The sequence below is a fragment of the Paradesulfitobacterium aromaticivorans genome (genome assembly GCF_054657415.1).
Genome location: NZ_BAAHYT010000011.1, coordinates 25,940 through 52,764 on the forward strand (window position 1 = coordinate 25,940; position 26,825 = coordinate 52,764).

29 protein-coding genes are annotated in these 26,825 nt (G+C 49.6%); 22 read left to right on the forward strand and 7 right to left on the reverse strand.

Annotated elements, in window-relative coordinates; all coding sequences use genetic code 11:
* The first annotated feature begins 2 nt into the window (after window positions 1-2).
* From spoIIIAE to ACYQ2N_RS17045, 20 genes are all read left to right on the forward strand, one after another.
* The gene (spoIIIAE, locus tag ACYQ2N_RS16950; protein WP_460000599.1) at window positions 3-1,226 is read left to right on the forward strand and encodes a stage III sporulation protein AE; all 1,224 of its coding nucleotides are present in this window, start codon (window positions 3-5) and stop codon (window positions 1,224-1,226) included.
* Between the two features lie 24 nt (window positions 1,227-1,250).
* Window positions 1,251-1,805 carry a stage III sporulation protein AF gene (locus tag ACYQ2N_RS16955; RefSeq protein ID WP_460001744.1) on the forward strand — a complete coding sequence of 185 codons (555 nt, stop codon included), beginning with the start codon at window positions 1,251-1,253 and terminating at the stop codon, window positions 1,803-1,805.
* A 17-nt stretch (window positions 1,806-1,822) separates the two neighbouring features.
* Entirely contained in the window at window positions 1,823-2,473 is a 651-nt protein-coding gene (locus ACYQ2N_RS16960) for a stage III sporulation protein AH (protein ID WP_460000600.1), read from the forward strand.
* Window positions 2,474-3,040: a SpoIIIAH-like family protein gene (locus tag ACYQ2N_RS16965; RefSeq protein WP_460000601.1), complete on the forward strand. Its 567-nt coding sequence runs from the start codon at window positions 2,474-2,476 to the stop codon at window positions 3,038-3,040.
* A gap of 239 nt (window positions 3,041-3,279) precedes the next feature.
* Window positions 3,280-3,639, forward strand: a complete 360-nt coding sequence (locus ACYQ2N_RS16970) for a response regulator (protein WP_460000602.1) — start codon at window positions 3,280-3,282, stop codon at window positions 3,637-3,639.
* A 210-nt stretch (window positions 3,640-3,849) separates the two neighbouring features.
* On the forward strand, window positions 3,850-4,704 hold the full coding sequence (locus ACYQ2N_RS16975) for a YitT family protein (RefSeq protein WP_460000603.1): 855 nt from the start codon (window positions 3,850-3,852) through the stop codon (window positions 4,702-4,704).
* 243 nt (window positions 4,705-4,947) lie between these two features.
* Window positions 4,948-6,846 (forward strand): acetyl-CoA carboxylase biotin carboxyl carrier protein, encoded by a 1,899-nt coding sequence (gene accB, locus ACYQ2N_RS16980; protein WP_460000604.1) that lies wholly within the window; start codon window positions 4,948-4,950, stop codon window positions 6,844-6,846.
* 10 nt (window positions 6,847-6,856) lie between these two features.
* Window positions 6,857-8,203 carry an acetyl-CoA carboxylase biotin carboxylase subunit gene (gene accC, locus ACYQ2N_RS16985; protein WP_460000605.1) on the forward strand — a complete coding sequence of 449 codons (1,347 nt, stop codon included), beginning with the start codon at window positions 6,857-6,859 and terminating at the stop codon, window positions 8,201-8,203.
* 114 nt (window positions 8,204-8,317) lie between these two features.
* Complete coding sequence (locus ACYQ2N_RS16990) at window positions 8,318-8,713, forward strand: Asp23/Gls24 family envelope stress response protein (RefSeq protein ID WP_460000606.1); 396 nt, start codon at window positions 8,318-8,320, stop codon at window positions 8,711-8,713.
* 51 nt (window positions 8,714-8,764) lie between these two features.
* Window positions 8,765-9,280, forward strand: a complete 516-nt coding sequence (amaP, locus tag ACYQ2N_RS16995; RefSeq protein ID WP_460000607.1) for an alkaline shock response membrane anchor protein AmaP — start codon at window positions 8,765-8,767, stop codon at window positions 9,278-9,280.
* A 29-nt stretch (window positions 9,281-9,309) separates the two neighbouring features.
* Window positions 9,310-9,522, forward strand: coding sequence for a DUF2273 domain-containing protein (locus tag ACYQ2N_RS17000; protein ID WP_460000608.1), 213 nt, complete (start codon window positions 9,310-9,312; stop codon window positions 9,520-9,522).
* Window positions 9,523-9,575: 53 nt separating this feature from the next.
* Window positions 9,576-10,004 carry a transcription antitermination factor NusB gene (gene nusB, locus ACYQ2N_RS17005; RefSeq protein WP_460000609.1) on the forward strand — a complete coding sequence of 143 codons (429 nt, stop codon included), beginning with the start codon at window positions 9,576-9,578 and terminating at the stop codon, window positions 10,002-10,004.
* Window positions 10,004-11,038 carry a Kae1-like domain-containing protein gene (locus ACYQ2N_RS17010; protein WP_460000610.1) on the forward strand — a complete coding sequence of 345 codons (1,035 nt, stop codon included), beginning with the start codon at window positions 10,004-10,006 and terminating at the stop codon, window positions 11,036-11,038. Before nusB ends, ACYQ2N_RS17010 begins: the two co-directional genes overlap by 1 nt.
* Window positions 11,039-11,318: 280 nt before the next feature.
* Window positions 11,319-12,704, forward strand: a complete 1,386-nt coding sequence (locus tag ACYQ2N_RS17015; RefSeq protein ID WP_460000611.1) for a UbiD family decarboxylase domain-containing protein — start codon at window positions 11,319-11,321, stop codon at window positions 12,702-12,704.
* 277 nt (window positions 12,705-12,981) lie between these two features.
* Window positions 12,982-13,725: an IclR family transcriptional regulator gene (locus tag ACYQ2N_RS17020; RefSeq protein WP_460000612.1), complete on the forward strand. Its 744-nt coding sequence runs from the start codon at window positions 12,982-12,984 to the stop codon at window positions 13,723-13,725.
* Window positions 13,726-14,081: 356 nt separating this feature from the next.
* Window positions 14,082-14,918, forward strand: a complete 837-nt coding sequence (locus ACYQ2N_RS17025) for a sulfide/dihydroorotate dehydrogenase-like FAD/NAD-binding protein (RefSeq protein WP_460000613.1) — start codon at window positions 14,082-14,084, stop codon at window positions 14,916-14,918.
* Window positions 14,918-16,309: an NADPH-dependent glutamate synthase gene (gltA, locus tag ACYQ2N_RS17030; RefSeq protein ID WP_460000614.1), complete on the forward strand. Its 1,392-nt coding sequence runs from the start codon at window positions 14,918-14,920 to the stop codon at window positions 16,307-16,309. Before ACYQ2N_RS17025 ends, gltA begins: the two co-directional genes overlap by 1 nt.
* 196 nt (window positions 16,310-16,505) lie before the next feature.
* Window positions 16,506-17,357, forward strand: a complete 852-nt coding sequence (locus ACYQ2N_RS17035; protein ID WP_460000615.1) for a bifunctional 5,10-methylenetetrahydrofolate dehydrogenase/5,10-methenyltetrahydrofolate cyclohydrolase — start codon at window positions 16,506-16,508, stop codon at window positions 17,355-17,357.
* The gene (locus ACYQ2N_RS17040) at window positions 17,357-17,983 is read left to right on the forward strand and encodes a cyclodeaminase/cyclohydrolase family protein (RefSeq protein WP_460000616.1); all 627 of its coding nucleotides are present in this window, start codon (window positions 17,357-17,359) and stop codon (window positions 17,981-17,983) included. Before ACYQ2N_RS17035 ends, ACYQ2N_RS17040 begins: the two co-directional genes overlap by 1 nt.
* Window positions 17,984-18,225: 242 nt before the next feature.
* Window positions 18,226-18,609 (forward strand): GGDEF domain-containing protein, encoded by a 384-nt coding sequence (locus ACYQ2N_RS17045; RefSeq protein ID WP_460000617.1) that lies wholly within the window; start codon window positions 18,226-18,228, stop codon window positions 18,607-18,609.
* A gap of 14 nt (window positions 18,610-18,623) precedes the next feature.
* Here the strand turns inward: ACYQ2N_RS17045 and ACYQ2N_RS17050 are convergent, their stop codons facing one another.
* The 7 genes from ACYQ2N_RS17050 to ACYQ2N_RS17080 form a co-directional block, all read right to left on the reverse strand.
* Window positions 18,624-19,325 (reverse strand): ABC transporter ATP-binding protein, encoded by a 702-nt coding sequence (locus tag ACYQ2N_RS17050; protein ID WP_460000618.1) that lies wholly within the window; start codon window positions 19,323-19,325, stop codon window positions 18,624-18,626.
* Between the two features lie 78 nt (window positions 19,326-19,403).
* A complete protein-coding gene (locus ACYQ2N_RS17055) occupies window positions 19,404-20,207 on the reverse strand; it encodes an ABC transporter ATP-binding protein (protein WP_460000619.1) in 804 nt (267 codons plus the stop codon).
* Window positions 20,204-21,196 (reverse strand): branched-chain amino acid ABC transporter permease, encoded by a 993-nt coding sequence (locus ACYQ2N_RS17060; protein ID WP_460000620.1) that lies wholly within the window; start codon window positions 21,194-21,196, stop codon window positions 20,204-20,206. The genes ACYQ2N_RS17055 and ACYQ2N_RS17060 overlap by 4 nt, the downstream gene beginning before the upstream one ends.
* Window positions 21,193-22,071 (reverse strand): branched-chain amino acid ABC transporter permease, encoded by an 879-nt coding sequence (locus ACYQ2N_RS17065; protein WP_460000621.1) that lies wholly within the window; start codon window positions 22,069-22,071, stop codon window positions 21,193-21,195. Before ACYQ2N_RS17065 ends, ACYQ2N_RS17060 begins: the two co-directional genes overlap by 4 nt.
* A 79-nt stretch (window positions 22,072-22,150) precedes the next feature.
* Complete coding sequence (locus tag ACYQ2N_RS17070) at window positions 22,151-23,383, reverse strand: ABC transporter substrate-binding protein (protein WP_460000622.1); 1,233 nt, start codon at window positions 23,381-23,383, stop codon at window positions 22,151-22,153.
* 78 nt (window positions 23,384-23,461) lie between these two features.
* A complete protein-coding gene (locus tag ACYQ2N_RS17075; RefSeq protein ID WP_460000623.1) occupies window positions 23,462-23,692 on the reverse strand; it encodes a hypothetical protein in 231 nt (76 codons plus the stop codon).
* Window positions 23,689-25,038 carry a phenylacetate--CoA ligase family protein gene (locus ACYQ2N_RS17080; protein WP_460000624.1) on the reverse strand — a complete coding sequence of 450 codons (1,350 nt, stop codon included), beginning with the start codon at window positions 25,036-25,038 and terminating at the stop codon, window positions 23,689-23,691. Before ACYQ2N_RS17080 ends, ACYQ2N_RS17075 begins: the two co-directional genes overlap by 4 nt.
* 186 nt (window positions 25,039-25,224) lie before the next feature.
* On the opposite strand from ACYQ2N_RS17080, the gene xseA reads away from it, so the two are divergent.
* Both xseA and xseB read left to right on the forward strand, forming a co-directional pair.
* Entirely contained in the window at window positions 25,225-26,433 is a 1,209-nt protein-coding gene (gene xseA / locus ACYQ2N_RS17085; RefSeq protein WP_460000625.1) for an exodeoxyribonuclease VII large subunit, read from the forward strand.
* A complete protein-coding gene (gene xseB, locus ACYQ2N_RS17090) occupies window positions 26,430-26,792 on the forward strand; it encodes an exodeoxyribonuclease VII small subunit (protein WP_460000626.1) in 363 nt (120 codons plus the stop codon). Before xseA ends, xseB begins: the two co-directional genes overlap by 4 nt.
* Window positions 26,793-26,825 lie beyond the last annotated feature (33 nt).

A 26,825-nucleotide genomic window follows, 5' to 3' on the forward strand; every position in this document is an offset into this window, starting at 1 on the left:
AAGTGGTACGTTTTCTGATCATGCTCTTATTTTTTTTAATTTCCAGTGGGACAACTTCCCCGGTGCTGGCGGCAGACTCTGCTCTGGGCTCAGGCTTAACAGCGGCAGCCCCGGACGCAAGGGCTGCAGGCGGTGAGCAGGGTGCGACGGGGAGTGTGGACATTGCCAAAGAGCTGGATCTTACGCAAGTCAGGGGTTTCTTAGAAAAGATAGATGCTGATGTGCAGGGTTCTTTGCCCGGATTTTCCTTAAGTCAAATGTTCCAGGATTTAAAACAAGGAAAATTGAGCTTGCAGCCGGATAAACTCGGCAAAGCCCTACTCACCTTCTTAACGCGTGAGATTCTTAATACCGGGCCGTTAATTGGAAAATTGCTTATTCTAGCTGTTTTGTGTGCCGTCCTGCAGCAATTGCAGTCCGCCTTCGGGGGCAGTATCGGCAAGATGTCAGAGATCATGGCTTATCTGGTTTTACTTGGGATAGCTTTAGCCACTTTCCAAGAAACAATGAAGATGAGCAGGGACGCTATTGACCAAATGGTGGGGTTGATGCAGGCATCGTTCCCCGTGATGTTGACCCTGCTGTTGACGATGGGAAACTTTACGACAGCGGCGCTGTTCAAGCCACTGGTAATGGGAAGCCTTACTTTCTTCGCTACCATAGTTAAAACCGTGGTTTTGCCTCTTTTTTTCTTAAGTGCGGTGCTCCATTTGTTTAATCATATCTCAGAGCAGTTCAAAGTGAGCAAGCTAGCCGGGTTCATGGAGTTTATCGGGAAAATCAGCCTCGGATTTACCCTTACTTTGTTTATCGGACTGATGGCGATTCAGGGAGTGACCGGCGGGGTTGCGGACGGGGTTGCGCTTCGAACAGCGAAATATTCAGCCGATCTAATTCCGGTGGTAGGAAAATTTTTTAAGGATGCTGTGGAATTGGTGGTAACTTCCGGACTCTTGATCAAGAATGCCCTGGGAATTGTGGCGATTATTGCAATTGCTTTTATCTGCCTAAGCCCGATCATAAAGATTCTGGCTATTATGTTTGCTTTCCGGATTTCAGCCGCCCTCATCGAGCCCCTGGGGGAAAAGGCTTTAGCCGACAGCCTGCAGAGCATGGCTAAGAGCCTGATTAATATTGCAGGTTCGGTCGCAACGGTGGCAATTATGTTTTTTATGACGGTAGCTGTGGTTGTAGGAGCCGGCAATTTGAGCGTTATGCTGCGTTGAGTTAGGTAGGTGTCATTAGAGATGATGGAAACTTTGCATACTTTGGTGCGCAATATTGCGGTAGTCCTGCTGTTGGCAGGCTTTTTGGAAATGCTGTTGCCCAACACATCCATGCGCGGTTTTGTCAAGCTGGTGATGGGTCTGTTCGTGATTTCGGCTGTGCTCGGACCGATCACGGACCTTTTGCGTACACCCCTGGCCATGGAGGTGCCGGCTTGGACGATGACAGCGCCTCAGGATTTGCCGGTTATGGCTGACGGACAGGGAGCCAGAGCTGGGCAGGATGCGGTGCAGGAGCAGTTCAGGAGGATTATCGTCAATCAGGTACAGGCCCTAGCTATGACTGTAAAGGGAGTTAGCGAAGCCCAAGTAGAGGTTGACTTGGAAGAGGGCGGAAGGGATCTAACTGATCAGCCGCGCATTTCCTTGATTAAGATTAAGCTTAGTGGAGTGAAGCCTATTGAACCGGTTAAGATCGGGCAGCCGCCCAGCGAGCTTTCGGAACGGGCGCAGAAGATGCGCAAGCAGGTGGCATCCTTTATGGGCCTGCCGGAGGATAAGGTGATAGTTGAGGAATGATAAGGAGGGACGGCGTCATGAGCAAGATTATGAATCAAATTAATATCTGGGGCAAAGATAAGCAGGAGTTGAAGAAAGAAGGGGCTAAAAAGGAAGAAGGAAAGAATGACAAGAAAGCTAATCAGCCTGTTCCGCGCGAGGTGATGATGCTGGTTATAGCCGCTGTCGTGGTCGTAGCTTCAGGGGGGTTGGTTCTTTTTGGCAAGGATAGTGCAATCCCTAGCGCGGCCCCAGTCAAAACCACTCCGGAAACAGCTCAGACCACCAAGCTTAATGCCCTGGAAAAAGATTTAGAAAACAAAATTCAGTCGACCATTGCGCGGATGGCTGGTGTGGGTCAGGTACAGGTCACTGTTACTCTCGAAACCAGCTTAAAAAATGAATATGTTAGAAACGAAAATGTCACTAAACGGACGAGCAAAGAAACAGATAAGGAGAGCGGAACCCGGGAAACCACTGAAGTAAACGAAAACAACCAGGTCGTCATACCCAACGGAGCTTCTCAGCCGGCCATCGTGATGGAGGAACGCCCGGAAATTGCCGGAGTCTTGATCGTGGCTGAGGGAGCACGCGATGCTCAAGTCAGGGAAGCAATCCACACCGCAGTCCGTACCCTGCTCAACATTCCGGCAGCCAAGATTGCGGTACAGCCGATGGGAGGAGCATAAATGGCCAAGATCGAAAGGCCTGTGATCATGATCATAGGACGGCGGCGTATTATCTTCTTGGCCTTAGCTTTCATAGCAATATTTGCGGTAGCAGCTCTTTTTGCCTTTACTGCTAAGAAAGAGTCAGTTCCCGGCTCTCCCCAGAAGAACAGTTTGCCTGTAAATGCCTTCCCCGCATCAAATATTGTTTTTCAGAGTGAAATTATCCCACCGGAAGGCAAGGGTGAGAACTATTTTGTTAACTACCGCTTGGAGCGGGAAAAGTTCCGCCAGGAAAGCAAAAACATGCTCGCGGCACTTTTGGATTCTTCAGAGGAGAGCACTAGGCAGCAAGCCCAGGAAAAGTGGCTCGAACTAAGTTATAAAATAGAAAAGGAGAGTGAAATTGAAAACCTCTTAAAAATTAAAGGCTTCAAAGACGCAATCGCGAATTTGGCTTTAGACAGTGTAAATGTAGTTGTTTACACTCCCGGCCTCACACCTGAGGAAGTTAACTTGATTCAAGATGTCGTAGTGCGTATTACAAAGACCAGAGTAGAGCGGATTGCTATCTTTTCCCGGCATTAGTCATAAAGAATTTGCGCTTGGTCAGCGGACAAGAATGTATATAGAAGTTAATGTAGATAGAAGTTTAGGGAGCGGGAAGGAAATTTAGGATTAAGCGCGAATCTATCTATTGATGTAGCATAGGAAGTATTTTGACTTATTAGTACATAGGGGTTTCGATTGAAAATATCGAACTTTGTATGATACGGTATAATAAAAAATTCGTCTGCTTAAGTCGTGAGAGTGAGGGGCGTCGGGGTATGAGCACGATTCTCGTAGCGGATGATGCCAGTTTTATGCGGTTGATGATTCGGCAAATACTGGCTCGCCGGGGTTATACGGACATATTGGAAGCAGAAAACGGCAAAGTGGCTGTGAGCCTGTTTCGGGAGCATAAGCCTGAGCTTGTATTATTAGATATTACCATGCCTGAGTTAGACGGATTAGCCGCTCTTAAAGAGATGCTCGCGCTCGAGCCCAAGGCCAAGGTAGTGATGTGCAGCGCCATTGCTCAGGAAAGCATGGTACGGGAGGCCCTGAAGCTGGGCGCACTCGATTTTGTGGTGAAGCCTTTCCGACCGGAAGAGTTGTTAAGGACTGTCACTAAGTATTTGCCCTAAAGCTCCTTTAGGAAATAACCGGTATTATAAGAGGTTGTCGGCTGTACAGGGCATGCATCGTGCCAACTTTTTAATGCTAATTCTTGAAGTTGCCTTGCTGTTAAGTAGGGCAGCCTTTTTTATTGACCGCCCTAAGACCTGTATAGTTGTGCGCCTAGGGATTTTATAATAAAATATTTCTAGACTGGGATTTTGAAAAGGAGGAAGAGAATGGGAAAAAAGCGTGTTTGGCGCAATATAAAGAAATATAGCTTTTTGTTACTGGGTGCAGCCTTTGCTTCAGTGGGCTTAGAAATATTCTTAGTTCCGAATAACATTGTTGACGGCGGGATTATTGGGATATCGATTATCTTAAGCTATCTTACGAAAACACCCTTGGGAATTTTTATTCTTATCTTAAACTTGCCTTTCTTAATTTTCGGATATTACCAAATCGGAAAAACCTTCGTGCTTTCCACTGCTTTCGCGGTAAGCAGCCTCGCGATCGGAGTATCTGTTCTTCACCCTGTGCCGGGTTTGACCCAGGATGTGCTTCTAGCAGCAGTATTCGGTGGGATTATCGTAGGTATAGGGGTAGGGCTAATTATTCGATATGGGGGTTCGTTAGATGGAACGGAAATAGTAGCGATCATTTTCTCTAAAAAATCGAGCTTTTCGGTTGGAGAAATTGTTATGTTTTTTAACCTTTTTATTCTAAGCAGTGCTGGTTTCGTTTTTGGCTGGGATAAGTCCATGTATTCTTTAATTGCCTATTTTATTGCGTTTAAGGTTATCGATCTGACGATCGAAGGGTTGGATGAATCAAAAGCGGTTATGATCGTATCGGATCATCCGGAAAAGATTTCTGAACGATTGATGGCTCGTTTAGGACGGGGAGTTACTAGGTTAGAAGGAAAAGGCTGCTACAGCAAAGAAGCAAAGGGGGCGCTTTATTCCGTTGTGACCCGCTTGGAAGTCGCGAAACTTAAATCAATTATTGATGAAACCGATCCGAATGCATTTGTGACGATAACCGATGTGCATGATGTCATGGGCGGAAGCTTTAAGAAAAGGGCGATTCATTAAAGGACAGAAAAAGGCACAAATACTGTATACTTTCCGTTATTTAATTGAAAAAGAGCCTGCTGACCCATATAATAAAGAAGACTTACCTGAGATGGAGTTTTTAACTCTATCTTAAGTTTAGGTGCACTTATCTGGGCGTAAGGGTCATTATCTTCACTTTAATGTAGGCAACTAAAGGTGAAAAAATTCACCCGGAGCAGGAAATGACTTTAAATTTAGGAGAATAAGAAAGGGGAAACGGCAGTGAAATCTGTTAAGATTACAGACACTACTTTGAGGGATGCACATCAAAGCCTTTGGGCTACCCGTATGCGCACTGAAGACATGCTGCCGGTTTTAGCTGAACTGGATGAAGTTGGGTATCACTCCCTTGAAGTCTGGGGGGGCGCTACTTTTGACGTGTGTTTGCGTTACCTTGGAGAAGACCCATGGGAGCGCTTGCGTACGATTAAACGGCATGTACACAAAACCCCTTTGCAGATGCTCCTGCGGGGGCAATCTCTAGTCGGGTATCAGCATTACCCTGATGACATCGTTGAGGAGTTTGTCTCTCTGTCTGTGAAAAACGGGATTGACATTATCCGCATTTTCGATGCCCTTAATGACGTGCGCAATATGGTCGTGCCGATGAAGGCTGCCAAAAAGGCAGGCGCGCATGTACAAGCGGCGGTTGTGTACACGGTAAGCCCTGTTCACACCATTGAGCATTACCTGGAGACTGCGCGCGAGCTGGTGGAGTTAGGCGCGGATTCCCTCTGCATCAAGGATATGGCCGGCTTGCTCACTCCGTTTAAGGCCTATGAGTTAGTGTCCCTGTTCAAGCGTGAACTGGGAGTGATGATCCAGCTCCACAGCCACTATATCGGTGGCATGGCGGTTGGCGCTTATTTGAAGGCTGCGGAAGCAGGGGTAGATGTAATTGATACTGCGAGTGTGCCATTAGCCTTCGGGGCCAGCCAGCCTCCGGTGGAGACAGTTGTCAGAGCCTTGCAGGATTCGGAGTTTTCCTCCGGGCTAGATATTCATCAGCTATTCAGGCTAGCCCAGTATTTTGATAATCTGCGTAAAAATAAAGGCTTTGAGCGGGGAGTTACGCGTATTTCAGATATGCGTGTCTTTGAACACCAAGTGCCGGGGGGGATGATCACCAATCTGATCTCCCAGCTTGAAGAACAAAAGGCTATTGACCGTATTCATGATGTCCTGTCCGAGATCCCGAAAGTGCGCGCTGATCTGGGCTACCCGCCCTTGGTAACTCCAACCAGTCAAATCGTAGGCACTCAGGCCGTATTAAATGTGTTGAGCGGGGTACGCTATAAATTAGTGCCTGGAGAAGTTAAGGCTTATGTGCGGGGATTGTACGGCTGCCCGCCAGCTTCAATCAATCCTGAGATTCAGAAAAAAATCATCGGAGACGATGAAGTTGTTACGGTGAGACCGGCTGATCTCCTCGAACCGGGCTTGGCCAAAGCTGAAAGAGAGAGTGCGTCATTTGCCCTCTCGAAAGAAGATGTCCTAAGCTATGCTCTCTTTCCTCAGGTAGCCAAGAAGTTTCTGGAAGAAAGGCAGCAGGGCGGCGCTTTAACTGCAGTTGCTAGGCCAGCGCCCGTCGTGCCTGCGCCAGCATCAGCGCCTATTTCAGCTCCGACCCTTAGATCAAAGGAGGATTCTAAAAAAATGAACTTAAGCGAGATTAAAGAGCTAATTCGGATTATAGATGGAACTGAAATCTCAGAATTGAATCTAGAAAGTGAAGGAGTAAAAGTTTCTATTCGCAAAGGGACAGCTATGGCCGTTGCGCTTCCAGTTACAGCCCCGGCTGCACCTGTGGCTGCACCTGTGCAGGTTGCTCCTGTTCTTACTTCTGAGACCCCTCAAGCAATGAATAGGGCGGAGGCTGACGAAGGTGAATATATTACTTCGCCTATGGTTGGCACTTTTTACCGCGCAGCTGCCCCTGATGCGCCCGCCTTTGTAGAACTAGGTCAGCATGTGCGTGAAGGGCAAGCGGTCTGCATTATAGAGGCTATGAAACTCATGAATGAGATTGAAGCTGAAATTGAGGGTAAAGTAGTAGAGATATTAGTTGATAACGGGCAACCGGTGGAATATGGCCAACCCCTTTTTAAGATTCAAAAATAAGGAGAATGTTATGTTTAGAAAGATCCTTATCGCGAACAGGGGCGAGATTGCCCTGCGCATTATCCGGGCCTGCCGGGAACTGGAGATTGAGACGGTGGCTGTGTTTTCAGAAACAGACCGGGACGCTTTGCATGTAAGAGAAGCGGATCAGGCTGTTTGTATCGGCCCGGCTCACAGTGTTAGGAGCTATCTTAATATCCCTAATATTATCAGTGCCGCTGAACTGACCGGTGTGGATGCAATCCATCCCGGCTATGGTTTTTTGGCAGAAAACGCCCGTTTTGCAGAAATCTGCGAGTCGTGCGGGATTACATTTATCGGCCCCGCGGCCACGGCAATTGAAATAATGGGCGATAAGGCCAAAGCGCGCAAGACGATGATCGAAGCCGGAGTCCCGGTTGTTCCGGGATCCAAAGAATTAATCACGGATGTCGAGACTGCAGCTAAAATCGCTGCCGACATCGGCTACCCGGTCATGATTAAGGCATCGGCGGGCGGAGGCGGCAAGGGGATGCGCATTGCTCAGAATTCGAAAGAACTGGGTAAAGCCATTCAGGCGGCGCAGGCTGAAGCTCAGGCTGCTTTTGGCAACTCTGAAATTTATCTTGAGAAATATGTGGAAGAGCCCAGGCACATCGAGTTTCAGATATTGGCTGACAAACACGGTCATGTCATTCATTTAGGAGAACGCGACTGTTCTTTGCAGAGAAGAAATCAAAAACTGCTTGAAGAAGCCCCTTCCAGCGCCTTAACCCCGGAGCTCAGGGCGCAAATGGGGGAAGCTGCCATTAAAGCAGCTCAGGCGGCCAATTATTATAGCGCTGGTACGGTAGAGTTTTTGCTCGACAGGCATGGGAAATTTTATTTTATCGAGATGAATACCCGCATTCAGGTCGAGCATCCGGTAACAGAACTTGTTACCGGGTTGGATCTGGTGAAAGAGCAAATAAGAATTGCGGCTGACGAACCGCTGAATCTTAACCAGGAGGATGTGCAAATCCGCGGTTGGGCGATCGAGTGCCGCATTAATGCGGAAAACCCCGATAAGAACTTCATCCCTATGCCTGGCACCGTGGAAATTTACCACCCTCCGGGAGGCCCAGGAGTACGTGTGGACAGTGCTGTTTACCAAGGGTATACGATCACTCCTTATTATGACTCCATGATCGGAAAAGTGATTACGTGGGGTGCTGACCGTGAAGAAGCCATCCAGCGCATGAAGCGGGCTTTGCAGGAATTTGTGGTGGAAGGCGTGCCAACGACCATCCCTTTTCACCTGAAAGTATTGGATAATGCTTTTTTCAGGCGCGGAGAAGTGTATACTAACTTCATTCAGCGCCGGATTTTAGGGGAGTAATCCTGGATGACCTGATTTATAAAAATCTTACCCAAAGGCACTTTGCCAGGTACCCGTTATTCTGCTATAATAAATAATGAATTATTGGTTAAATTCGGCAAAAGAGGTGACGGCATGGAGAAACAAGTACTGGGAGGTTCGCTGGGGGCGATTAGAATTGCTGATGAAGTAGTCGAGATTATCGCTGGGTTGGCCGCCTCTGAAGTAGATGGAGTTGCAGGCATGAGCGGCGGCTTCGTCGGAGATTTGGCGCACATGCTCGGGCGCAATAAGAATTTAGCCAAAGGTGTCAAGGTTGAAGTTGGAGAACAAGAGACGGCGGTAGACATCTATCTCGTAGTTGAATATGGCGTATTGATTCCAGAAGTGGCGGTCAAAGTTCAGGAAGCGGTGAAGGATGCCATTGAGAGTATGACAGGGCTTGCAGTAGTGGAAGTGAACGTACATGTACAGGGTGTCAACTTCCGGGCCTTGCCGGATAAAACCGAAGAAGAACACCGTCTGAAGTAGTAATAAACCCCCCCTGGCAAGCCAGGGGGGGTTTCTGAAAGAGGTGGCACTATGTTAGGATACGCGTTTGGAGCCTTGTTGGTACTCATTGCGGTTTGGGTTTTCGCAATTGCCACAGGCTGGGTTTGGCCCTATGCGGTGCTTGTCGGGGGCTTGGATTGGATAAAATATAATACCTGGGAAAGTGCAGCAGTTGCCTTGCTGCTGTTATTGCTCGGACTTTTGCTCTTTTTTCGCCCGCGCCAGACCCCTGCTCTGGTCTTTAACACAATTTCCAAGCACGGGGAAGTCAGGGTTACTCAGGAAGCGGTGCAAGAGATCATTAGCCAGGGCGCGCAAAATGTACAAGGGGTTCGCAGTGTGTCCGCGAATCTAAAGCCGCGCGAGGACGGCCTGGAAATAACAGTGATCAGCCAGCTTAACCCGGAAGTAGTAATCCCTGTAACTGCGGAAGAACTGCAACTTCGGGTTAAAGAGGATGTTGAACATTATACCGGAATCCGGGTAGCTGAGGTGAAGGTGCTGGTGCGCAGTCTTGAAAACATGCGCCCAGCCCGCGTAAAATGAGTGGTTTTTGGGCCCAACTGGGGGAGAAAATGACCCGGTTTTTTCTCTGGGCATTAGAAACGCACCCGGGAAAATTGATTGGCACAGGTGTAGGTCTCTTGCTAGGCTTTCTGGTAGTGATCATTGGGTTTTGGCAGGTTGTTATTTTGTCATTATTTATTATAGTCGGTTTTTTCCTGGGTAAGCGCTATGATGAGCACAGAGACCTGCCTGCTTGGCTTGAGCGTTTTTTTAATAGGTAGCACAATCGCAGAGTACATTTTTGGTAGGACATTACTTCGACTGGAGGCAAAAGATGAGTAGGAGACTGGCTCGCGAGACCGCTCTGCAGGTTCTTTTTCAGTTAGACCTAACGAAAGATGAACAAGAAGTGGAAACAGTGGTTAAACACTGGGCTGCTGAATTCAGTGTGCCTGATACCAGTGTTCCCTTCGCCTTGGAACTTGTTCGAGGAACATTGGACAAGTTACCGGAAATTGACCGGCGGCTGGGGGAACTTGCACCTGAATGGAAGGTTGAGAGAATGGCCGGGGTGGACCGCAACCTTTTACGCCTAGCAGCATTCGAAGTGCTTTATCGTCCGGATATACCAGGTCCGGTCAGCCTTAATGAAGCGATAGAACTGGCAAAACGTTTTGGCGGAGCGGAATCAGCTAAGTTTATAAATGGAGTTCTTGACAGGTTGTTAGATGAGAGTGGCAAGGAAAAGCAGGGGGATTCCTGATGAATTTCCTTGGCATAGATACCAGCGCTTATACTACATCGCTCGCGGTTGTGAATGAGCACGGGCTGATTTGGGAAGCCAGGCGTGTCCTCGATGTTCCCCAGGGAGAGACAGGCTTGGCCCAATCAGCCGCTTTTTTTCAGCATGTGCAAAACCTTCCTCAGTTGGTTCAAACAATTCCTTCGGAATTATGGCAAGACCTCGGTGGTGTGGGCGTCAGCATGAAACCGCGTCCGCAGGAAGGCTCTTACATGCCGGTCTTCACGGCGGGATACGCTGTAGCGGCAGGGATTGCGAGCGCTCGGGGGGTAACTCTCTTTGAAACAACCCACCAGGAAGGGCATGTGGCGGCGGGGATTTACTCATGTGATCTGTCTTCGAATCTGCGTGAGGGCACTAGTTCTTCTCAAGGGACTTTTCTAAATAGTTCAGTCCCTGTAGTGGTTGATGATCCTAATTTCTCTAAGATACTTGCAGTACATATTTCCGGTGGAACGACGGAACTCCTGCTGGTGGAAAAAGAGAGCCCAGGTAGTTTTAAAATTAAGATTCTTGGCGGCACCACCGATCTCCACGCTGGGCAGTTTGTAGATAGGGTAGGTGTTCTCCTTGGTCTTCCGTTTCCGGCTGGGCCTGCCTTAGAAAAGTTGGCTCAGCAAGCGCGCCCTGGTGCCGAGTCTTTGCTCCCGTCTTCCGTACAGGGCTTCGATGTGAGTTTCTCAGGCGTAGAAACAGCAGCCCGCCGCCTGTTGGAACAGGGCACACCTCCTGCTGATGTGGCCAGGGCTGTGGAAGGGTGTGTAGCCCGTACTATTAGCAAGTTAATTCTAGAGGGGATTGAATCCACCGGAATCAGGGAAGTTTTAATTGTAGGAGGGGTGGCAGCCAACCGCTATCTGCGCGAGGAAATCGAGCGCCGCTTAACTAAAACAGGAGGTAAAAAGGCATCCCTTTACTGGGCTAAACCTGATTGGAGCCGTGACAATGCCATCGGAGTAGTGCTGCTAACGAGGGAACGTTCCGCTCTGGTATAACCAGCTGTGCAAGTGGCGCCAATTAAAGAGAATGAAAAAGTAGCTGCGTTTCAGGGTGGGCTACTTTTTTGTTTTATCAAGCAAATAACGCCCTAATTAATATTTTCAGGTGTTGAATAGTCCGATATGGCCCTTGAACTACATTGTCAAAGGGGTGTGCCCATGCTACGATTAATATGCCATATGGTTAAACTACGTTCCACATTATTAAACGGAAAAGGCGAAAGGCGTAATCAGAACGTGCAGAAGAAAAAGAAATTTGTTAAAGGAGGTCTGCCTGGTGCCTAAAGATTTAAGCAATTTTTTAGAACTACTCAGGGAGAAATATCCGGAAGAACTGAAGACTGTCTCACGAAAGATCAGTCCCCAACACTTCGAAGTTACAGCCTTGCTCGAGAATCTGACTAAGCAGGAACGGTTTCCGGCGGTTTTGTTTAAGGAAACGGAAAATGTAGATGGAGCTTCTTCAGAAATGCAATTGGTTTCGAATATTTTTGCCAGCAGGGAGCGTTGTGCCTTGGCTCTCGATTTAGAGCCGAAAGACGCCAAAATGCCGTTGAGTCTCGAATACGCACGGCGGGAAAGGCTGTTCACTCTTCCTGAACTAATTAAAGAAGGAGCACCGGTTCAGGAAGTGGTCGTGACAGGAGAAGCGGTGGATGTTGGGTCTTTGCCGATCGTACGGCACTATGAAATGGATTTAGGGCCTGTGCTGACAATGACCTGTTGTATGAAAGACCCGGACAGCGGCAACTATGACCTAAGTTTTATCAAGAACTTTTATAAGGGGAAACCGGATTATTTGGGTGTTTCTATCCATTCTCCCCACCTCGAAAGAATTCTTAACCGCTATGAAGAGTTGGGCATTTCGGCACCGATTATTACAATTTTAGGACACCACCCTGCTTTCTATCTTGGGTCGCTTGCTCTGACCGGGTTCGAACGCGATGATTATGAAGCTATCGGCGGTTTCTTAGGAGAACCGCTAAGGCTGGCACCATCCGTGACCTGGGGTAAGGACTTCCTAGTGCCGGCTGATGCCGAAATAATTATTGAAGGGGAAATCATTCCAGGGGTTAAAGAAATAGTGGATCCGTTCGGGGAAGTGACCCGTCATTATCAGGCGCAGTGCCTGCGTCAGGCTATGCAGGTCAAAGCGATCACGCGCCGCCGGGAAGCTATCATGCAGGACGTTTTTTCCGGGCACCACGAACACTGGAATTTAGGTGCCATTCCCAAAGAAGGAAGCGTCTTTAACACTTTGCAATCCAAAGTTGGGAATGTCACGGCGGTTCATATGCCTATGTCAGGGATCGGAAGGCTTTCGTGTTATGTCTCCATCAAGAAGGTAAAGGAAGGACAGGGAAAACAAACGGCGCTCGTCGCTCTCAATGAATCTTGGACCTTCCAGGCTGTCGTTGTGGTCGATGATGACATCGATGTTTTTAATGAGACAGATGTAATCTGGGCTGCTCTCTCTATGGTTAATCCCAAAAGGGATGTAAACGTAATTGACAATGTGGGGCGCTCGGTTTTCAACACCGAAATGGGGTATAGTAAGATGATTATTGATGCGACTCGGCCCTTAGATAAACCATTTCCGGTAATGTTTCGCGTACCGGGGCAAGCTTTGGACGCAGTTCGCCCTGAAGAGTGGCTAGATTAAGTTGAAAGCGAATGTGTATCAGCAAAGTATGTATAAGCTGTGAGTATAGGTAGCGTAAACACGCACAGTAAGGAGGAACTTAGATGGACAGAATATTCTGGATCGAGTGTCCGGATTGCCATGGCAAGTTTTATTGCGACTACGAGTTGAGGCATGCAGGGATAGAGCTAGAGTGCCCATTCTGCCACAAGCAGTTCAGAGTAGATGACGGTCCGTGGATTGATGAGCGGGGGTAGTTCGCCGTTGTGGCTAAAATTTTACGAATGGAGCACTAGCTATGATTCTATCTGTAAAAAAGGCTATGGAAATACTTGATCGCGTGGCTGATAAAGGGAGGATCAGCCTTAAAGAGCTAAGTCTTCAGCTTGAGATGCCGAAAAGTACTGTCTGCCGGCTGGCTCAGACTCTTGAGGCTTGCGGCTATCTGTACCAGGATGCTGCTAACGGGGATTACTTGCTAGCATATAAGTTCTTGCGGGTAGGGCATGATGTCTTGGAGAAGACGGGAATCCGGGAGTGTGTCTGGCCGGTAATGACTAAGCTGGCTGAGAAGACCAAAGAGACTGTCAATCTTACGGTACTGGACGAAAGAAAAGTCCTGTATGTGCAAAAGATAGAATCATCTCATATTCATAACGGAATAAAAGTAGGTGACCGCGCTCCGATGTATTGTACGGCAGCCGGAAAGGTGATGTTGGCCAGCCTGTCTGAGGACAAGGTAGAAAGCATATTGGCAAAGTGCCTGCCCTTTGAAGCATTTACAAAAAAGACTATCGTAAACGTGCAGGCTTTAATGCAAGAGTTAGAGGAATGCCGCAAGCGGGGCTATGCCATCGCCAAGGATGAAATTGCCAATGGCGTGCATTCAATTGCTGCAGTGGTCCAGAGTTATCCGGGGCGAGAGGCTGCGGCTATTAGCATTGCTTGGCCATCCAACCGCTCGACGTCGGAAAGGTTTACGGAGTGGGGAACTTTGATCATGCGGGCCTGCGCAGAGATTTCGGCGAAGTTAAGAGGATGAACAGGGGCAACTGAAAAAGAGCATTTAATCAAATCATGCCGATTAGCTCAATATATTTGTATGCACTGCAGGCAAAATAATTTCTCTTTTGATTTTTATTTGCTGAATCTTAATAAACTCAAAAAATGTGTTATAATAGACAAGGTGATTAAGGGATCATAAACGAGCCGATTTTTTGGAATTTGGCTCGTTTTTCGGTGCCCCTGCTTAATATTAAGGTTACGTTGCCTAAAATTTGCTCTCATTTATTTTGCAAGATATTCAACTAGACTAAGATCCCTTTCATCAGCAGGAAATATCTCAGGCATCATGAATTATCCAAGGAATTTCTAGAATTGTACAAGGAGGAGTGTAGAGTGTACCGCGTAGTAAAAAGAAGACAGTTGGCTCCCGCGATCGTCCTGTTGGAAGTCGAAGCTCCGGCTGTAGCGGCTAAGGTTGAGCCTGGCCAGTTCGTCATTGTGCGCATGGATGAAAAATCCGAACGTATTCCTCTCACCGTGATGGATTTCAACCGTGAAAAGGGAACCATCACTATCGTCATTCAAGACGTAGGTTATTCCTCGGCGCTCATTAATCAAATGGAAGAAGGAAGCGCTTTCCTTGACTTTGTCGGTCCCCTGGGTATGCAGACCGAGATTGAAAAATACGGTACTGTCGTATGCATCGGCGGCGGCCTTGGGATTGCCCCGGTTCATCCGATTGCCCGGGCATTAAAAGAAGAAGGCAATAAGGTGATCTCTGTTCTTGGCTCCCGCAGCGCGGACATTCTGATTCTGGAGGATGAAATGCGGGCGGCCAGTGATGAAATAGTAGTTGCCACTAATGATGGCAGCATGGGCATTCAAGGCTTTGTCACTGACGGTTTGGCTCATATCCTTAACCGTGGGGAGAAAGTAGATATGATCTGGGCGATCGGTCCCATGATCATGATGAAAGCAGTCTGTGATTATACCCGCCCATTGGGGATTAAGACGATTGTCAGCCTGAACCCGGTCATGGTTGATGGTACCGGGATGTGCGGGGCCTGCCGTGTCAGTGTTGGGGACGAAACAAAATTTGCCTGTGTTGACGGACCGGAATTTGACGGGCATCTGGTTGATTGGGAATTAGCTATGCAGCGCCTGGCCTACTTCAAAGATGAAGAGAACCGGGCTAAAGCCAGACTTGAGTGTGAAGGGGGGCATCACTAATGGCACTGAAAGTTCCGCGTCATGAAATGCCTTGCCAGGACGCGCACGAAAGGGCGCATAACTTTAACGAAGTTGCTTTAGGATATACGAGCGAAATGGCTGTTGAAGAGGCTCAGCGCTGCCTCCAGTGCAAAAAGCCGCTTTGCCGCACCGGCTGCCCGGTGGAAGTACTCATTCCGGACTTCATCAAAAAGATCTCTGAAGAGGACTTTTTCGGAGCTGCCGAGGTGCTGAAAGTCAAGAATTCCTTGCCTGCAATCTGCGGCCGCGTCTGTCCGCAGGAGAGCCAATGTGAAAGCAAGTGTGTTTTGGGTATTAAAGGAGAGTCTGTGGCTATCGGTCGTCTCGAACGCTTTGCCGCTGATTATGAGATGCAGCATGGCGAGAGCGCCATCGCCAAAACGGAACCGAGCGGTAAAAAAGTGGCTATAATCGGTGGCGGTCCTGCGGGACTTGCCTGTGCCGGAGACTTGGCTAAAGCCGGGCATGCGGTTACTGTTTTTGAAGCGCTCCACGTAGCCGGCGGCGTTTTGATGTACGGTATTCCGCAGTTCCGTCTGCCCAAGGAGATTGTGCAGAGAGAGATCGGCAACCTGGAAAAGATGGGCGTCGAAATTCTCACGAACCAGGTCGTAGGCAAAGTAACCTCAGTGGACGAATTAATGGAAAATGGCTATGATGCTGTCTTCATCGGCACCGGAGCCGGACTACCCTACTTCATGGGTATCCCGGGCGAGAACTTAAATGGGGTGTATTCCGCAAATGAGTTCTTAACCAGGACCAACCTGATGAAAGGCTACAAATTCCCGGAATATGCGACCCCGGTTAAAGTCGGTAAAAAAGTTGCTGTCCTGGGAGCCGGCAACGTGGCCATGGACGGTGCCCGCACCTCTTTGCGCCTGGGCGCGGAGGAAGTGTCGATCATTTACCGACGTTCACGGGAAGAAATGCCCGCACGTAAAGAAGAAGCGGAGCACGCAGAGGAAGAAGGAGTAGAATTCCGGCTTCTTACTAATCCTGTAGCCATTCACGGAGATGAGCGCGGCTGGGTTAAGAGCATGACTTGTCTGCGTTACGAGCTGGGCGAGCCGGATGCTTCCGGGCGTCGGTCCCCGGTGGCAATTCCCGGGTCAGAGTTCGAAATCGAGGTAGACACCGTGGTTGTGGCTATCGGACAAGGGCCGAACCCACTCGTAACCAAGTCTACTCCTGGGCTTGATCTGAACAAGCGCGGCAATATAGTCGCTGATCCAGAAACTCTAGCTACTTCCAAACCGGGAGTCTTCGCCGGCGGGGACATTGTAACCGGTGCAGCCACCGTTATCCTGGCCATGGGTGCCGGAAAGAAAGCGGCTGCTTCCATCGATGCTTATTTGAAAAGCAAAAACTAAGATAGCAGATTGCTGAGCAGAAAGTGTCGGGCCTTTGGGCCCGGCACTTACATACGCTGAACGAATAATTGCTGACTTTAGGACAGCCTCAATGGTTAAAGTGGAGTCAGGTTTCTCTAATTTGGGCAAACTTGCGATAGGTAAATTTACCTTTAATCGGGGTTACCTTGTTATTATGTGAAAGGAGTGAATTTATTTGGCTCAGTTGCTTGACGGCAAAGCAGTATCGAAAGTTCTGAAAGAAGAAATCCAGCAGGAAGTGGCCCAGTGGAAGGGAAAAGGCGTGAATCCCAAACTGGCGGTTATCTTGGTGGGGGATGATCCGGCCTCGGTTGTTTATGCCAAATCGAAACAAAAAGTAAGCGAAAACTTGGGTATCGCCTTTGAACTGTTTCCAATGCCCGAAGATACCCCGGAGCCAGAAGTGCTTGGCCTAATTCAACGCTTAAACAACGATAATACCGTGCACGGGATTATGATCGAACTTCCGCTGCCAAAACATATTTCCAAAGAGAACGTGATGAAAGCAGTCCTACCCGAGAAGGATGTGGACGGAGTGCACCCCATCAACCGCGGTTATATCCTAAGCGGGGAAGAAGGGCTGTTCCCAGCCACCCCCCAAAGCTGTATTGAACTCATGCTTCGTTCCGGGGTGGAGATCTCCGGCAAACATGTTGTAATTGTCGGGCGTGGAGAAACCGTTGGCAAACCGCTCGTCTTCCTGATTCTGAAGCATAATGCGACCGTAACGATTTGCCACTCCCGGACCCCTGACTTGGGTGCGTTTACCCGCCAGGCTGACATTGTGGTTGCGGCCGTGGGCAAAGCTAAGCTTATCAAGAAAGATATGATTAAGCCCGGTGCGATTGTGGTTGACGCCGGAATAAACGAGACTCCGAACGGAATCTGCGGGGATGTGGACTATGAGGCGGTGCAGGAAGTGGCAGGCATGATCTCTCCGGTTCCAGGAGGAGTCGGTTCTTTGACAACGGCCCTCATCATGAAGAATGTCCTTAAAGGAATTAAACTGCAAGGAGTGGGACGGTAATGGATGTATGGCAATGGAGTGCTGAGGAATTCTTGAACCAAGCTGCCAGTGCTGCCCCAACTCCCGGCGGCGGCAGTGTCTCAGCGTATGTGGGAGCCTTAGCTGCTTCCATGGTATGCATGGTTGCCAACTTGACTGTCGGCAAGGAAAAATATAAAGATGTTGAACCGCAAGTACAGGAGATCTTAGGCAAAGGGAAGGAATTGCTTGACTCCTTAAAGAAAGGCTTAAGCCGGGATATTGCTGAGTTTTCCAACTTTATGGCGGTGCTCAAACTTCCGAAAGAGACAGATGAGCAAAAAGCGGCCCGCACTACCAAGATGCAGGATGTTTTGGTTTCAGCGACTGATACCCCGCTCGGCATCGCCCGCAACTGTTTTGAAGTCTTAAAGCTGGCCCATGCTTTGGCCCCCATCGGCAACAAAGGAGCGATCAGCGATGTCGGCGTGGCTGCTTACTTAGCGGAAAGCGCCCTTAAGTCCGCGATGTTCAGCGTGGACATTAACCTGCCTCAGATCAAAGACGAATTGTACCAAAAGAAGGTCAAGACTGAGCGGGCACAGATGTTTGAACAAGCTGCTACGCTAGCTGAAGAGACTGTGGAAGTCGTGCAAAGCAGACTGTAACGACTAATGAATTTTGTTTTTCCTGGTCAGTTTAAAGGTTTGCTGTAGAACATGTAATAAACCCCCATGTCTTAATGTTAAAGGCATGGGGGTTACGCCTTTGCGCCACTCCTGAAAAAATTATTCTCTATGGCCCGATCGCGAATGGTACTGTTCCTCCATACTGTGACATGGATATTGTAGTTGTGTTAAGGGTTTTGAGCACTTACAGCCACGCGTTTTATGGTGAGCCCAGATCATGCTTGGTTGAACTGATAGAAGAACGAGTTAAGGCGGAAAAAGCCAGGGATCGGGCGCAGCACCTGGCACGAACAGATTATTTGACCAATTTGCTGAACAGGCGCGCCTTTATGGAACGCCTGGAGTTTGAAGTTGAGCTAGCCCAAACAGAAGGACTGCCTTTGAGCATTATTCTCATTGACATTGATAGTTTCAAGAACATTAATGATACCTATGGTCACTTAGCGGGAGACAGCGTGCTGCAACAGTTTGCTGCTCATGTCAATGGGCTCTGCCGTGCAAGCGATTTTCTAGGGCGTTACGGCGGGGAGGAGTTTGTGATCTGTTTGTCGACTACGTTGAACGAGAAGGCGGCCAAGATCGCAGAACGCATCCGTAACGCGTGAAGGAAATATAAATCTCATCCCCCGACTCCCAAATACTGTGCCTGCACTTGTTTATTTGCGGCCAATTGCTGTGGGGTACCGGAATACACTATTTCTCCTTTGTTTAGGACAAATACATGATCGGCAATACCTAAGGCCATGTGCATGTTCTGCTCGACTAAGAGGATTGAGAGCCCTTGCTTTTTAAGTTCGTCCAGGATGTTGGCCAACTCTTTTACGATCAGGGGGGCCAGGCCTTCTGAGGGCTCGTCTAAGAGCAGAAGGTCAGGGTTGGTCATTAAAGCGCGGGCCACGGAGAGCATCTGCTGTTCCCCGCCGCTAAGCTTTGCGCCCAAGTGGCCTTCCCGCTCTTTAAGGCGCGGAAACAGGGTATAAACCCGTTCAAGGTTCCAGCCCATGCGGTTCCCTGCACGAGCGGCCATGACCAAATTTTCCTTCACGGAAAGATTCGGAAACACTCCCCGGCCTTGGGGAACCAGGCCGATGCCCAATTTGGCAATGTGATAGGGAGGGAGCTTTTGGATCTCTTTGCCTTGGAAAATTACCTTGCCCTGGCGCGGTGGGGTAAAACCAATAAGAGAGCGGATCGTGGTGGTTTTGCCCATACCGTTGCGGCCAAGCAGGGCTGCCAAGGTGCCCTTGGGCAAGTGAAAGCTTACACCCTTCAAAATATGGCTCTCTCCGTAATAGGTTTCAAGTGCGTTTGCTTCGAGCATACTATCCCCCCCGACAGAATTATCCAACCTCATAATCTTACACTTTGCTTCGCTGAATTCTGCTGAACACTTTAGCCCTCAGATTACCCCTGCTTCTACGGACTGGCCCAAGTAAACTTCCTGTACGTTAGGATTGGAGCGGATTTCTTCAGGTGTTCCTTCAGCAAGTACTTTGCCGTAGTAGAGGACTGTGATGCGGTCAGCGAGGCCGAAGACGAGATCCATGTCATGTTCGATGATCAGGATCGTAATCGTCGTCGGCAGTTGGGCAAGAAGCTCAAAGATGCGCTGGGTCTCGGCTACGGACATTCCGGCAGTCGGCTCATCAAGAAGGAGCAGGGAAGGGCTTGAGGCCAGCGCCAGCAGGATTTCCACTTGGCGCTGCTCGCCGTAGGACAGTTCCTTGATTAGGTGGTGTTTGCGCTCGGCTAACCCCCATGTTTCCAAAAGTTGTTCTGTTTCGACATAGAGATGGGGGAAGCTGCGGTGGTCTAGTCGTTGATGCCAGTTCCGGCAGTGGTGATTCTTTTTTTGAAGGACAAGGATCAGATTATCGAGTATTGTTAGGTTTAAAAACAGGTTGTTTTTCTGAAACGTGCGGCCAAGGCCGCGGCGTGCCCGCTCGTAGTTAGGCAGGGACGTTATGTCTTCGCCACTGAGAAATATTTGCCCGCGGGACGGGGGCAGTTCTCCGGTAATCAAATTGAATAAAGTCGTTTTGCCCGCGCCATTAGGACCTATGATTGCGCGCCGCTCGCCGGGCATCACGCTAAAGGACAGTCTGTCTAAAACCTGCAGGCCGCCGAAATTCTTGCTTAGACCCTCAACCCGCAATGTTGTCTGTAATAGATCAAGTCTGACGTGTCCGAGCTTGGCTGTCACGCCTGTTCCCTCCCTTGCTTAAGTTTGGGGAACGCCCGCATTTTTAATTTGTCTGTGAGCTTGCGCCAGGGGAGTGAGGAGAAAAGCCCCATAATTCCTTTGGGAGCAAAAATCACAAACAGGATAAAAGCTAAGCCCACGATGCTGGCCCAACGCTCAGTGTATGAGCTGACAAAGCTCTGGAAGAGGATGAGAAAAGCCGCTCCCAAAACCGGACCGCTTAAAGTTCCGGCACCGCCGATGATGACCATGATAATGGCATGCCCGGACATGGTCCAGTAGATCTCTCCGGGAGAAATAAAGCCATTGAAATAAGAATAAAGGGCTCCGGCAATCCCGCCGATCCCTCCGGCCACCGTGAAAGAGAGGAGTTTGTAGCGCTTGGTGTTATAACCAACGGCTTGTAAACGGGCTTCATTTTCCCTAATCCCGATTAACACCTTGCCCACGGGTGAGGCGAGGAAGCGACGCAGTCCGAGCATCACGAGGGCAAAGACGATCAGAATCAGGTAATAAAGATGAACAGGGCCGGACAGGGTGAAGCCAGGCCAAAGCTCCGGGCGGGCTATCCCGGAAAAGCCGTTTGAACCACCGGTCAGGCTTTCCCATTGGTAAGCTGCAGCATACACCATTTGAGAAAAAGCAAGGGTGAGCATGAGGAAATAGAAACCGGAGGCTCGCGTAACCAACAGCCCGATTATTAAAGAAGCGACCACAGACAGGAGGATGGCGGCGGTCAGGGTAAGAAAGATATTGGGAGTGAGGCGGCTGCTTATGATGGCGGCCGTGTAAGCCCCAAACCCGAAAAAGGCGGCATGCCCAAAAGAAACCAGGCCGGTGTAGCCAATGAGCAAATTCAACCCGGCGGCAAAAAGGCCAAAGATTAAGATCTCAGTCAGGATGCTTAAAGGGTAAGCAGGGGCTAACCACGGAAACACCGCCAGGGCTGATCCTAAAGCGATAAAAAGAAGGAAAGTCTGCTTCTTCATGAGACTGCCCTCCTTCCGAACAGGCCAGCGGGCTTTAGCAGTAAGACTAAGGCCATAATGGCGAAGATGAGAAAGAGGCTGAATTGAGGAAACCAAATCTTACCCAAAGTATCTGCCAATCCAATAATTATGCTGCCGCCCAGGGTGCCGGTGAAAGAGCCGAGCCCCCCAACCACTACTACAATCAAAGCAAAAATTAGGATTTCAAAGTCCATTCCCGGGTAAAGGCCTAAAACCGGGCCGGCAGCCACTCCGCTTAACCCGGCCAGGACTGCCCCCAGGGCGAAGACGAGGGTAAAGACTAAGCGGATATTGATGCCGAGCCCGCTCACCATTTCTTTGTCACTCACTCCGGCACGGATAATAGCGCCCCAACGGGTTTTTTCCTGGAAAAACCATAAGAGCAAGGCTATTATGAACCCGAACAAGATGAGAAAGAGCCTATAACGAGGAAAGGTCTGTCCCAACATCTCGACTGAACCGCTTAAAGCGGTGGGCGGGGTTAGGGAGCGGATACTGGCACCCCAGACCCAGCGCACCAAGTCGTTGAAAACATAGGCTAAACCGAAAGTGAGAAGCACTTGATTCAAGTGGCCCTTATTATAAGTGGGGCGAAGGAGGACAAGCTCCAGCCCGATGGCCGCCAGTCCGACCAAGAGGGGAGCGAAGATTAAAGCGAGCCAATAGCTGTCAAAGGCAGTTGCCATGCTGAAGGCCAAGTAGGCCCCCAGCATGTACAGCGATCCGTGAGCCAGATTGAGTATGTCCATGATTCCGAAGATCAAGGACAGCCCGGCTGCCAGCAAAAATAAAAGCATTCCGTAGGCCAAACCGTTCAACAACTGCATAACTAAGATTTCCATGCTCTCGTTCATAAGGATCTTTCCTTTCCCCGGGCAGATAAGTTCAACTTACTTCAGATGGAGTTAAAGCTCCACCTGAAGTAAATTTCCTTTACTTGAGCGGATCGGCCACTTTTTCAAAGGTGGCGATGACTGAATTTTGTAATTTGCCATCGACCATTTTGGTTTCGGCCAGGTAGATGTTTTGGATAATCATGTGGGTGTCCGGGTCAAACTCAAGCGGTCCGCGTGGGCTCGCGAATTTAACTTGCCCCCAGGCTTTGGCGACTTTGAGTTTGTCAGAGGTATCTCCTTGTACCAGGTTTAGGCCCTCAGCAATCACGCGGGCGGCATCATATCCTTCAACAGCCTCTCCACTCGGGTCTTTGCCAAATTTCTTCTTGAAATTCTCCACAAACTTTTTATTTTCCGGAGTATTCAAGGTGAGGATCCAGTAGAGGCTGCCTTTGACCCCTTCTACCGCTGTTCCCTGGGCTAGGCGCACGTCCTCGGCGTTAAGCCAGCCGGAACCGTTGAGTGGGATGGTCTTTTTAAGCCCGAATTCGGAATACTGCTGCACGAACCTCACGGCATCAGAACCGGCAAAGAAAGAATACACGGCTTCCGGTTTGGCTTGGGCTATTTGCTGTAAATAGGGACCGTAGTCATTAGTGCTGAGCGGCGGCCAGGCTTCGCCCACTACTGTGCCCCCGGCGTCAGTGAAGCTTTTCTTAAAGCCGTTCATCTGCTCTTTGCCCGCGGCGTAGTTGGGAGCAATGATAAACACTTTCTTAGCCAGGTTTTCATAGGTCCATTTGCCGTTAGGATAGTTCACTTGCTCATTGGTGAAAGAAGAGCGGTAAACATAATCACTTTTCTTAGCTCGGGTTAAATCTACCGCTCCGGCATGGGAGACGAGGAAAGGAACTTTGTTCTGGTCGGCATAGTCCCTGATCGCTAAAGCGATAGAACTGTTCACGATACCGGTCAGCATATCCACTTTATCTTGCTCGACCAGTTTGCGGGCTTTACGCAGGCCGGCCTGGGCATCGTTCTCCTCGTCTTCTTTGATAAGCTTGATTTCCCTTCCTCCGGCTTTCCAGCCGATTTCATCGAAATACAGGGTCATGCCGTTTGCGAGGTTTTCCCCAAGAGTGGTGTAGACGTTGGACATGGGCACAATGACCCCGACTTTGACGGGCTCTTTACTGGGGCCGCTGTTCTGGGTGCTGCCCTGACTGCTCGGGGAGCTGCCGCAACCGCTTAAGAGTAATGTTAGGCTGAGTGTGAGCGCGAGCAAGCTTGCGCCTATGCGCTTAAAACTGTGGAAACTATTTCTTTTCATTCTTTCTCCTCCTAATCAAACTGTCTCTAGAATTAAACATTATTTATTAAGCCCTCCCAGTAACTTTGGGCTTAGGGGCTAGACTCCGACCTCATCCAGCTCTTCATATTCAATGTTGAGACCGTTTACGACCTGCCACATCAAGGCCAGGGCAGAGCGGACATTGTTAAGAGCGAACGGAGGGAGGTCTGTTTGGGCAGCCAGTTCTTTGAGCTCGAGGTATGTTTGCCAGATCCGTTCTTCGTTAGGATTAAGCCTTTGCCCAAAGAGGTTGGTTTTGCTGTCCATCAAAGCGAGATTTGTATTCATGCGCTGATCCCCCTTTTATCAACTAAACGTCTGGCTTTAAGCTCGAACCGGGGCAGGGAGCCCGGCACTGCCAAATCAATATTGAAACGCAAGTTTTCATGAGCTTCGGCTAAATCCTTGCTGAGGCGTTGGGAAAGCCCCGCATAAAGATCCTGGACGTCAGGTTTAAGCTCGATTAGCACTGTGATTTCATCTCTGATTCCTTCTTCACGGGTAAGGACAATTTGGAATTCATCGATCTCGGAGTATTTGCGTACGACTCCTTCCACTGCTGAAGGAAAGACATTTGTGCCCCTGATGAGTTTCATGTCGTCTACTCGGCCTAAAATACCTCCCAGATAGAGATCCCAGGTGCGGCCGCAGTCACAACTGGCGGCAGGAACTCTTTCCACAAGATCCCCTGTGCGGTAGCGGATTAAGGGGATAAAGCTGCGCCCGAAAGAGGTTATCACGCGTTCTCCCCGCTCTCCATAACCAAGCTTCTGCCCGCTTTTAGGATCGATGGTCTCTTCAACGAGGTGTTCCTCGAGGATGTGGGTGCCCCCTGGCTGGCTTGCGCATTCGAATACCATGATGGTGCCGATTTCGGTCATGCCAGCAGTATCAGCGCACTTGGCGTTCCAGGTTTCTTCTATCAGACGTTTGGTTGCGGGTACATTTCCACCCGGTTCACCGGAGAGGATGATCTTATTAATCTTTGATTGTCTGAGGAGGTCGATTCCCATTTCCTTGGCTACCTGGGCCAAGCGCAGCACATAAGTAGGGGTTGCGCAGAGGGTAGTGGCACCAACCTCGATCATCTGTTTTATTCGGTTTTCGCTGGACATCCCGCCACTGGCAATGGTTAAGGCTCCGATTTTTTCACAGGCATAGTGAGCGCCCCAGAAGCCGATAAAAGAGCCGTAGCCGAAAGCGAAATACACGATGTCCCGCGGTCTTACGCCAAAGCCCCAAAAAGCGTAAGCCCACATTTCCGCAATCCATTGCCAGTCCTTTTTACTGTCCAGGACCCGCAGCGGAGTATGGCCTGAGGTGCCGGAAGTGGTGTGGTAGCGTACGGCCGCTTCCACCTGGACAGTCAGCATTTCTCCGAACGTCGGGTAGCGCTCCTGTTCTTCAAGCCACTCCTCTTTCGTAGTAAAAGGGATGCGCTCCAGATCAGCTAAACTTCTTAACTGTTCAGGATGAAAATTACCTGCGGCAAATTTGCGGCGGTGAAAGGGGCTGCGCTCGTAAGCCAACCGTACCACGCGCTGGAGTTTGAGCAGCTGCAGGCGTTCAAGTTCCGTGCGTGGCATCGTTTCTGTCCTGGGGTTCCAAAATTGCCCTTGCCTATCTTCAGGCATCAGCCCATACCTCCAATCTTGATGATTGCTATAATTATAGCAAATTAAATTTGAAAATTTAGAATAATTACTCGAATTGTTGGCGCAAATGCTTTAACGGAGTTTAATATAAGATAAACGGTATTTGGGCGTATCTTGCTTGCAAGGTCTGCCCTTTTTTGTGTATGATGGACATGAGGTGATAGTGTGCCGAAAATTTGGACGGTTTCCGAACTTGCTAGTGAAATCGGGCGCACCCTGACTGAAAAAGGGGATTTCCAAAGCTGCTGGGTGAGCGGGGAAATATCGAATTTCAAAAATCACCGCCCGTCCGGGCACTGGTATTTTACGATTAAGGATCAACATGCGAGTCTTAAGGCTGTGATGTTTAAGAGCCGGGCCGAGCGGATAGGATTCATGCCGCAAGACGGGATGAAAGTCCTGACCCGGGGCGGTGTGCGCATGTATGAGCGCGACGGCAATATTCAGTTTTATGCGGAGGAATTGCAGCCAAGCGGAGTGGGGGCGCTCTATTTGGCTTTCGAACAGCTTAAGGGGCGGTTGGCGGAAGAAGGGTTATTTGACGCCAACCGCAAAAAGCCTATTCCGCGCGTGCCGCGCCGTATCGGGATTGTCACCAGTCCAACGGGCGCTGCTTTGCATGATGTTTTGAATATCCTAAGCAGGCGCAATCCGCGTATCTCCTGGGTACTGGCTCCTGCGGCCGTGCAGGGGGAAGCCGCTCCGCAGGAAGTTGCGCGGGCACTGGCCCGACTTAACCGCTACGGAGAGGTCGACGTTATCATCGTGGGCCGAGGCGGAGGGTCTTTAGAAGAGCTGTGGGCTTTTAACACGGAAGAGGTGGCCCGGGCTATTGCAGCATCAAGCATTCCGGTAATTTCCGCCGTGGGGCATGAAACGGATGTCACGATTGCGGATTATGTGGCTGACCTGCGGGCACCGACGCCGTCAGCTGCCGCGGAATTGGCTGCGCCACTTTTGCAGGAGCTGTATGCTGAAGTGAATCTCTTGTCCCAGGGATTACGGCAGGCACTGGCAGGACAAATAGCGGGCAAGCGGCAGAAGCTTGACTTCCTGGCGGGGAGAGGCCCCTTGGTCAATCCCTTCTGGCGCATCGAACAGAACCGCCAGCACTTGGATATACTCGCAGACAGGCTCGCGAACGGCATGACTAGATTTGTTTCGGATAAAAATGGTATACTAAAATTATTGGCTGCTAAACTTGACCTCCTAAGCCCTTTAGCCATTCTGGGGAGGGGTTACTCCCTCGCTTACGATGCCAGGGGCAATCTGGTGCGTTCGGCCCGGGAAGTGGAAGTGCAGGCGGAGGTAAGAGTGCGTTTGGGGGAAGGAGCCCTCAAATGCCAGGTGCTGGCAAAGGAGAATGAAGCGTGAGCGCAAAAAGACAAGAGATTCAACAAGAGCTGTTCGAAGAACCAGGGAGTGTAGATACGAGTGAGGTAATGGAAAACGTAGATAATATTGAGATTTTGGAAAGCGTAGATAATATTCTCGTGGTAAAAGAGACGAGTACGAATGAAGTTTCTTTTGAGCAGGGTGTAGCGCGCTTGGAGCAAATTATCGGGAGCTTGGAACAGAAAGATATCCCGCTTGAAAACGCCTTAGCCCTCTTCCGCGAAGGGATAGAACTGGTGCAGGAATGTAACCGCATGCTGGACCAGGCGGAAACACAGATGCAGATTTTGCTCGAAGGGCCTGAGGGTGAGCTTAAGCTGGAAAAGGCCAATCTTTAGTTAAGTAAACGAGCGCTTAAAAGCATGCGGAAG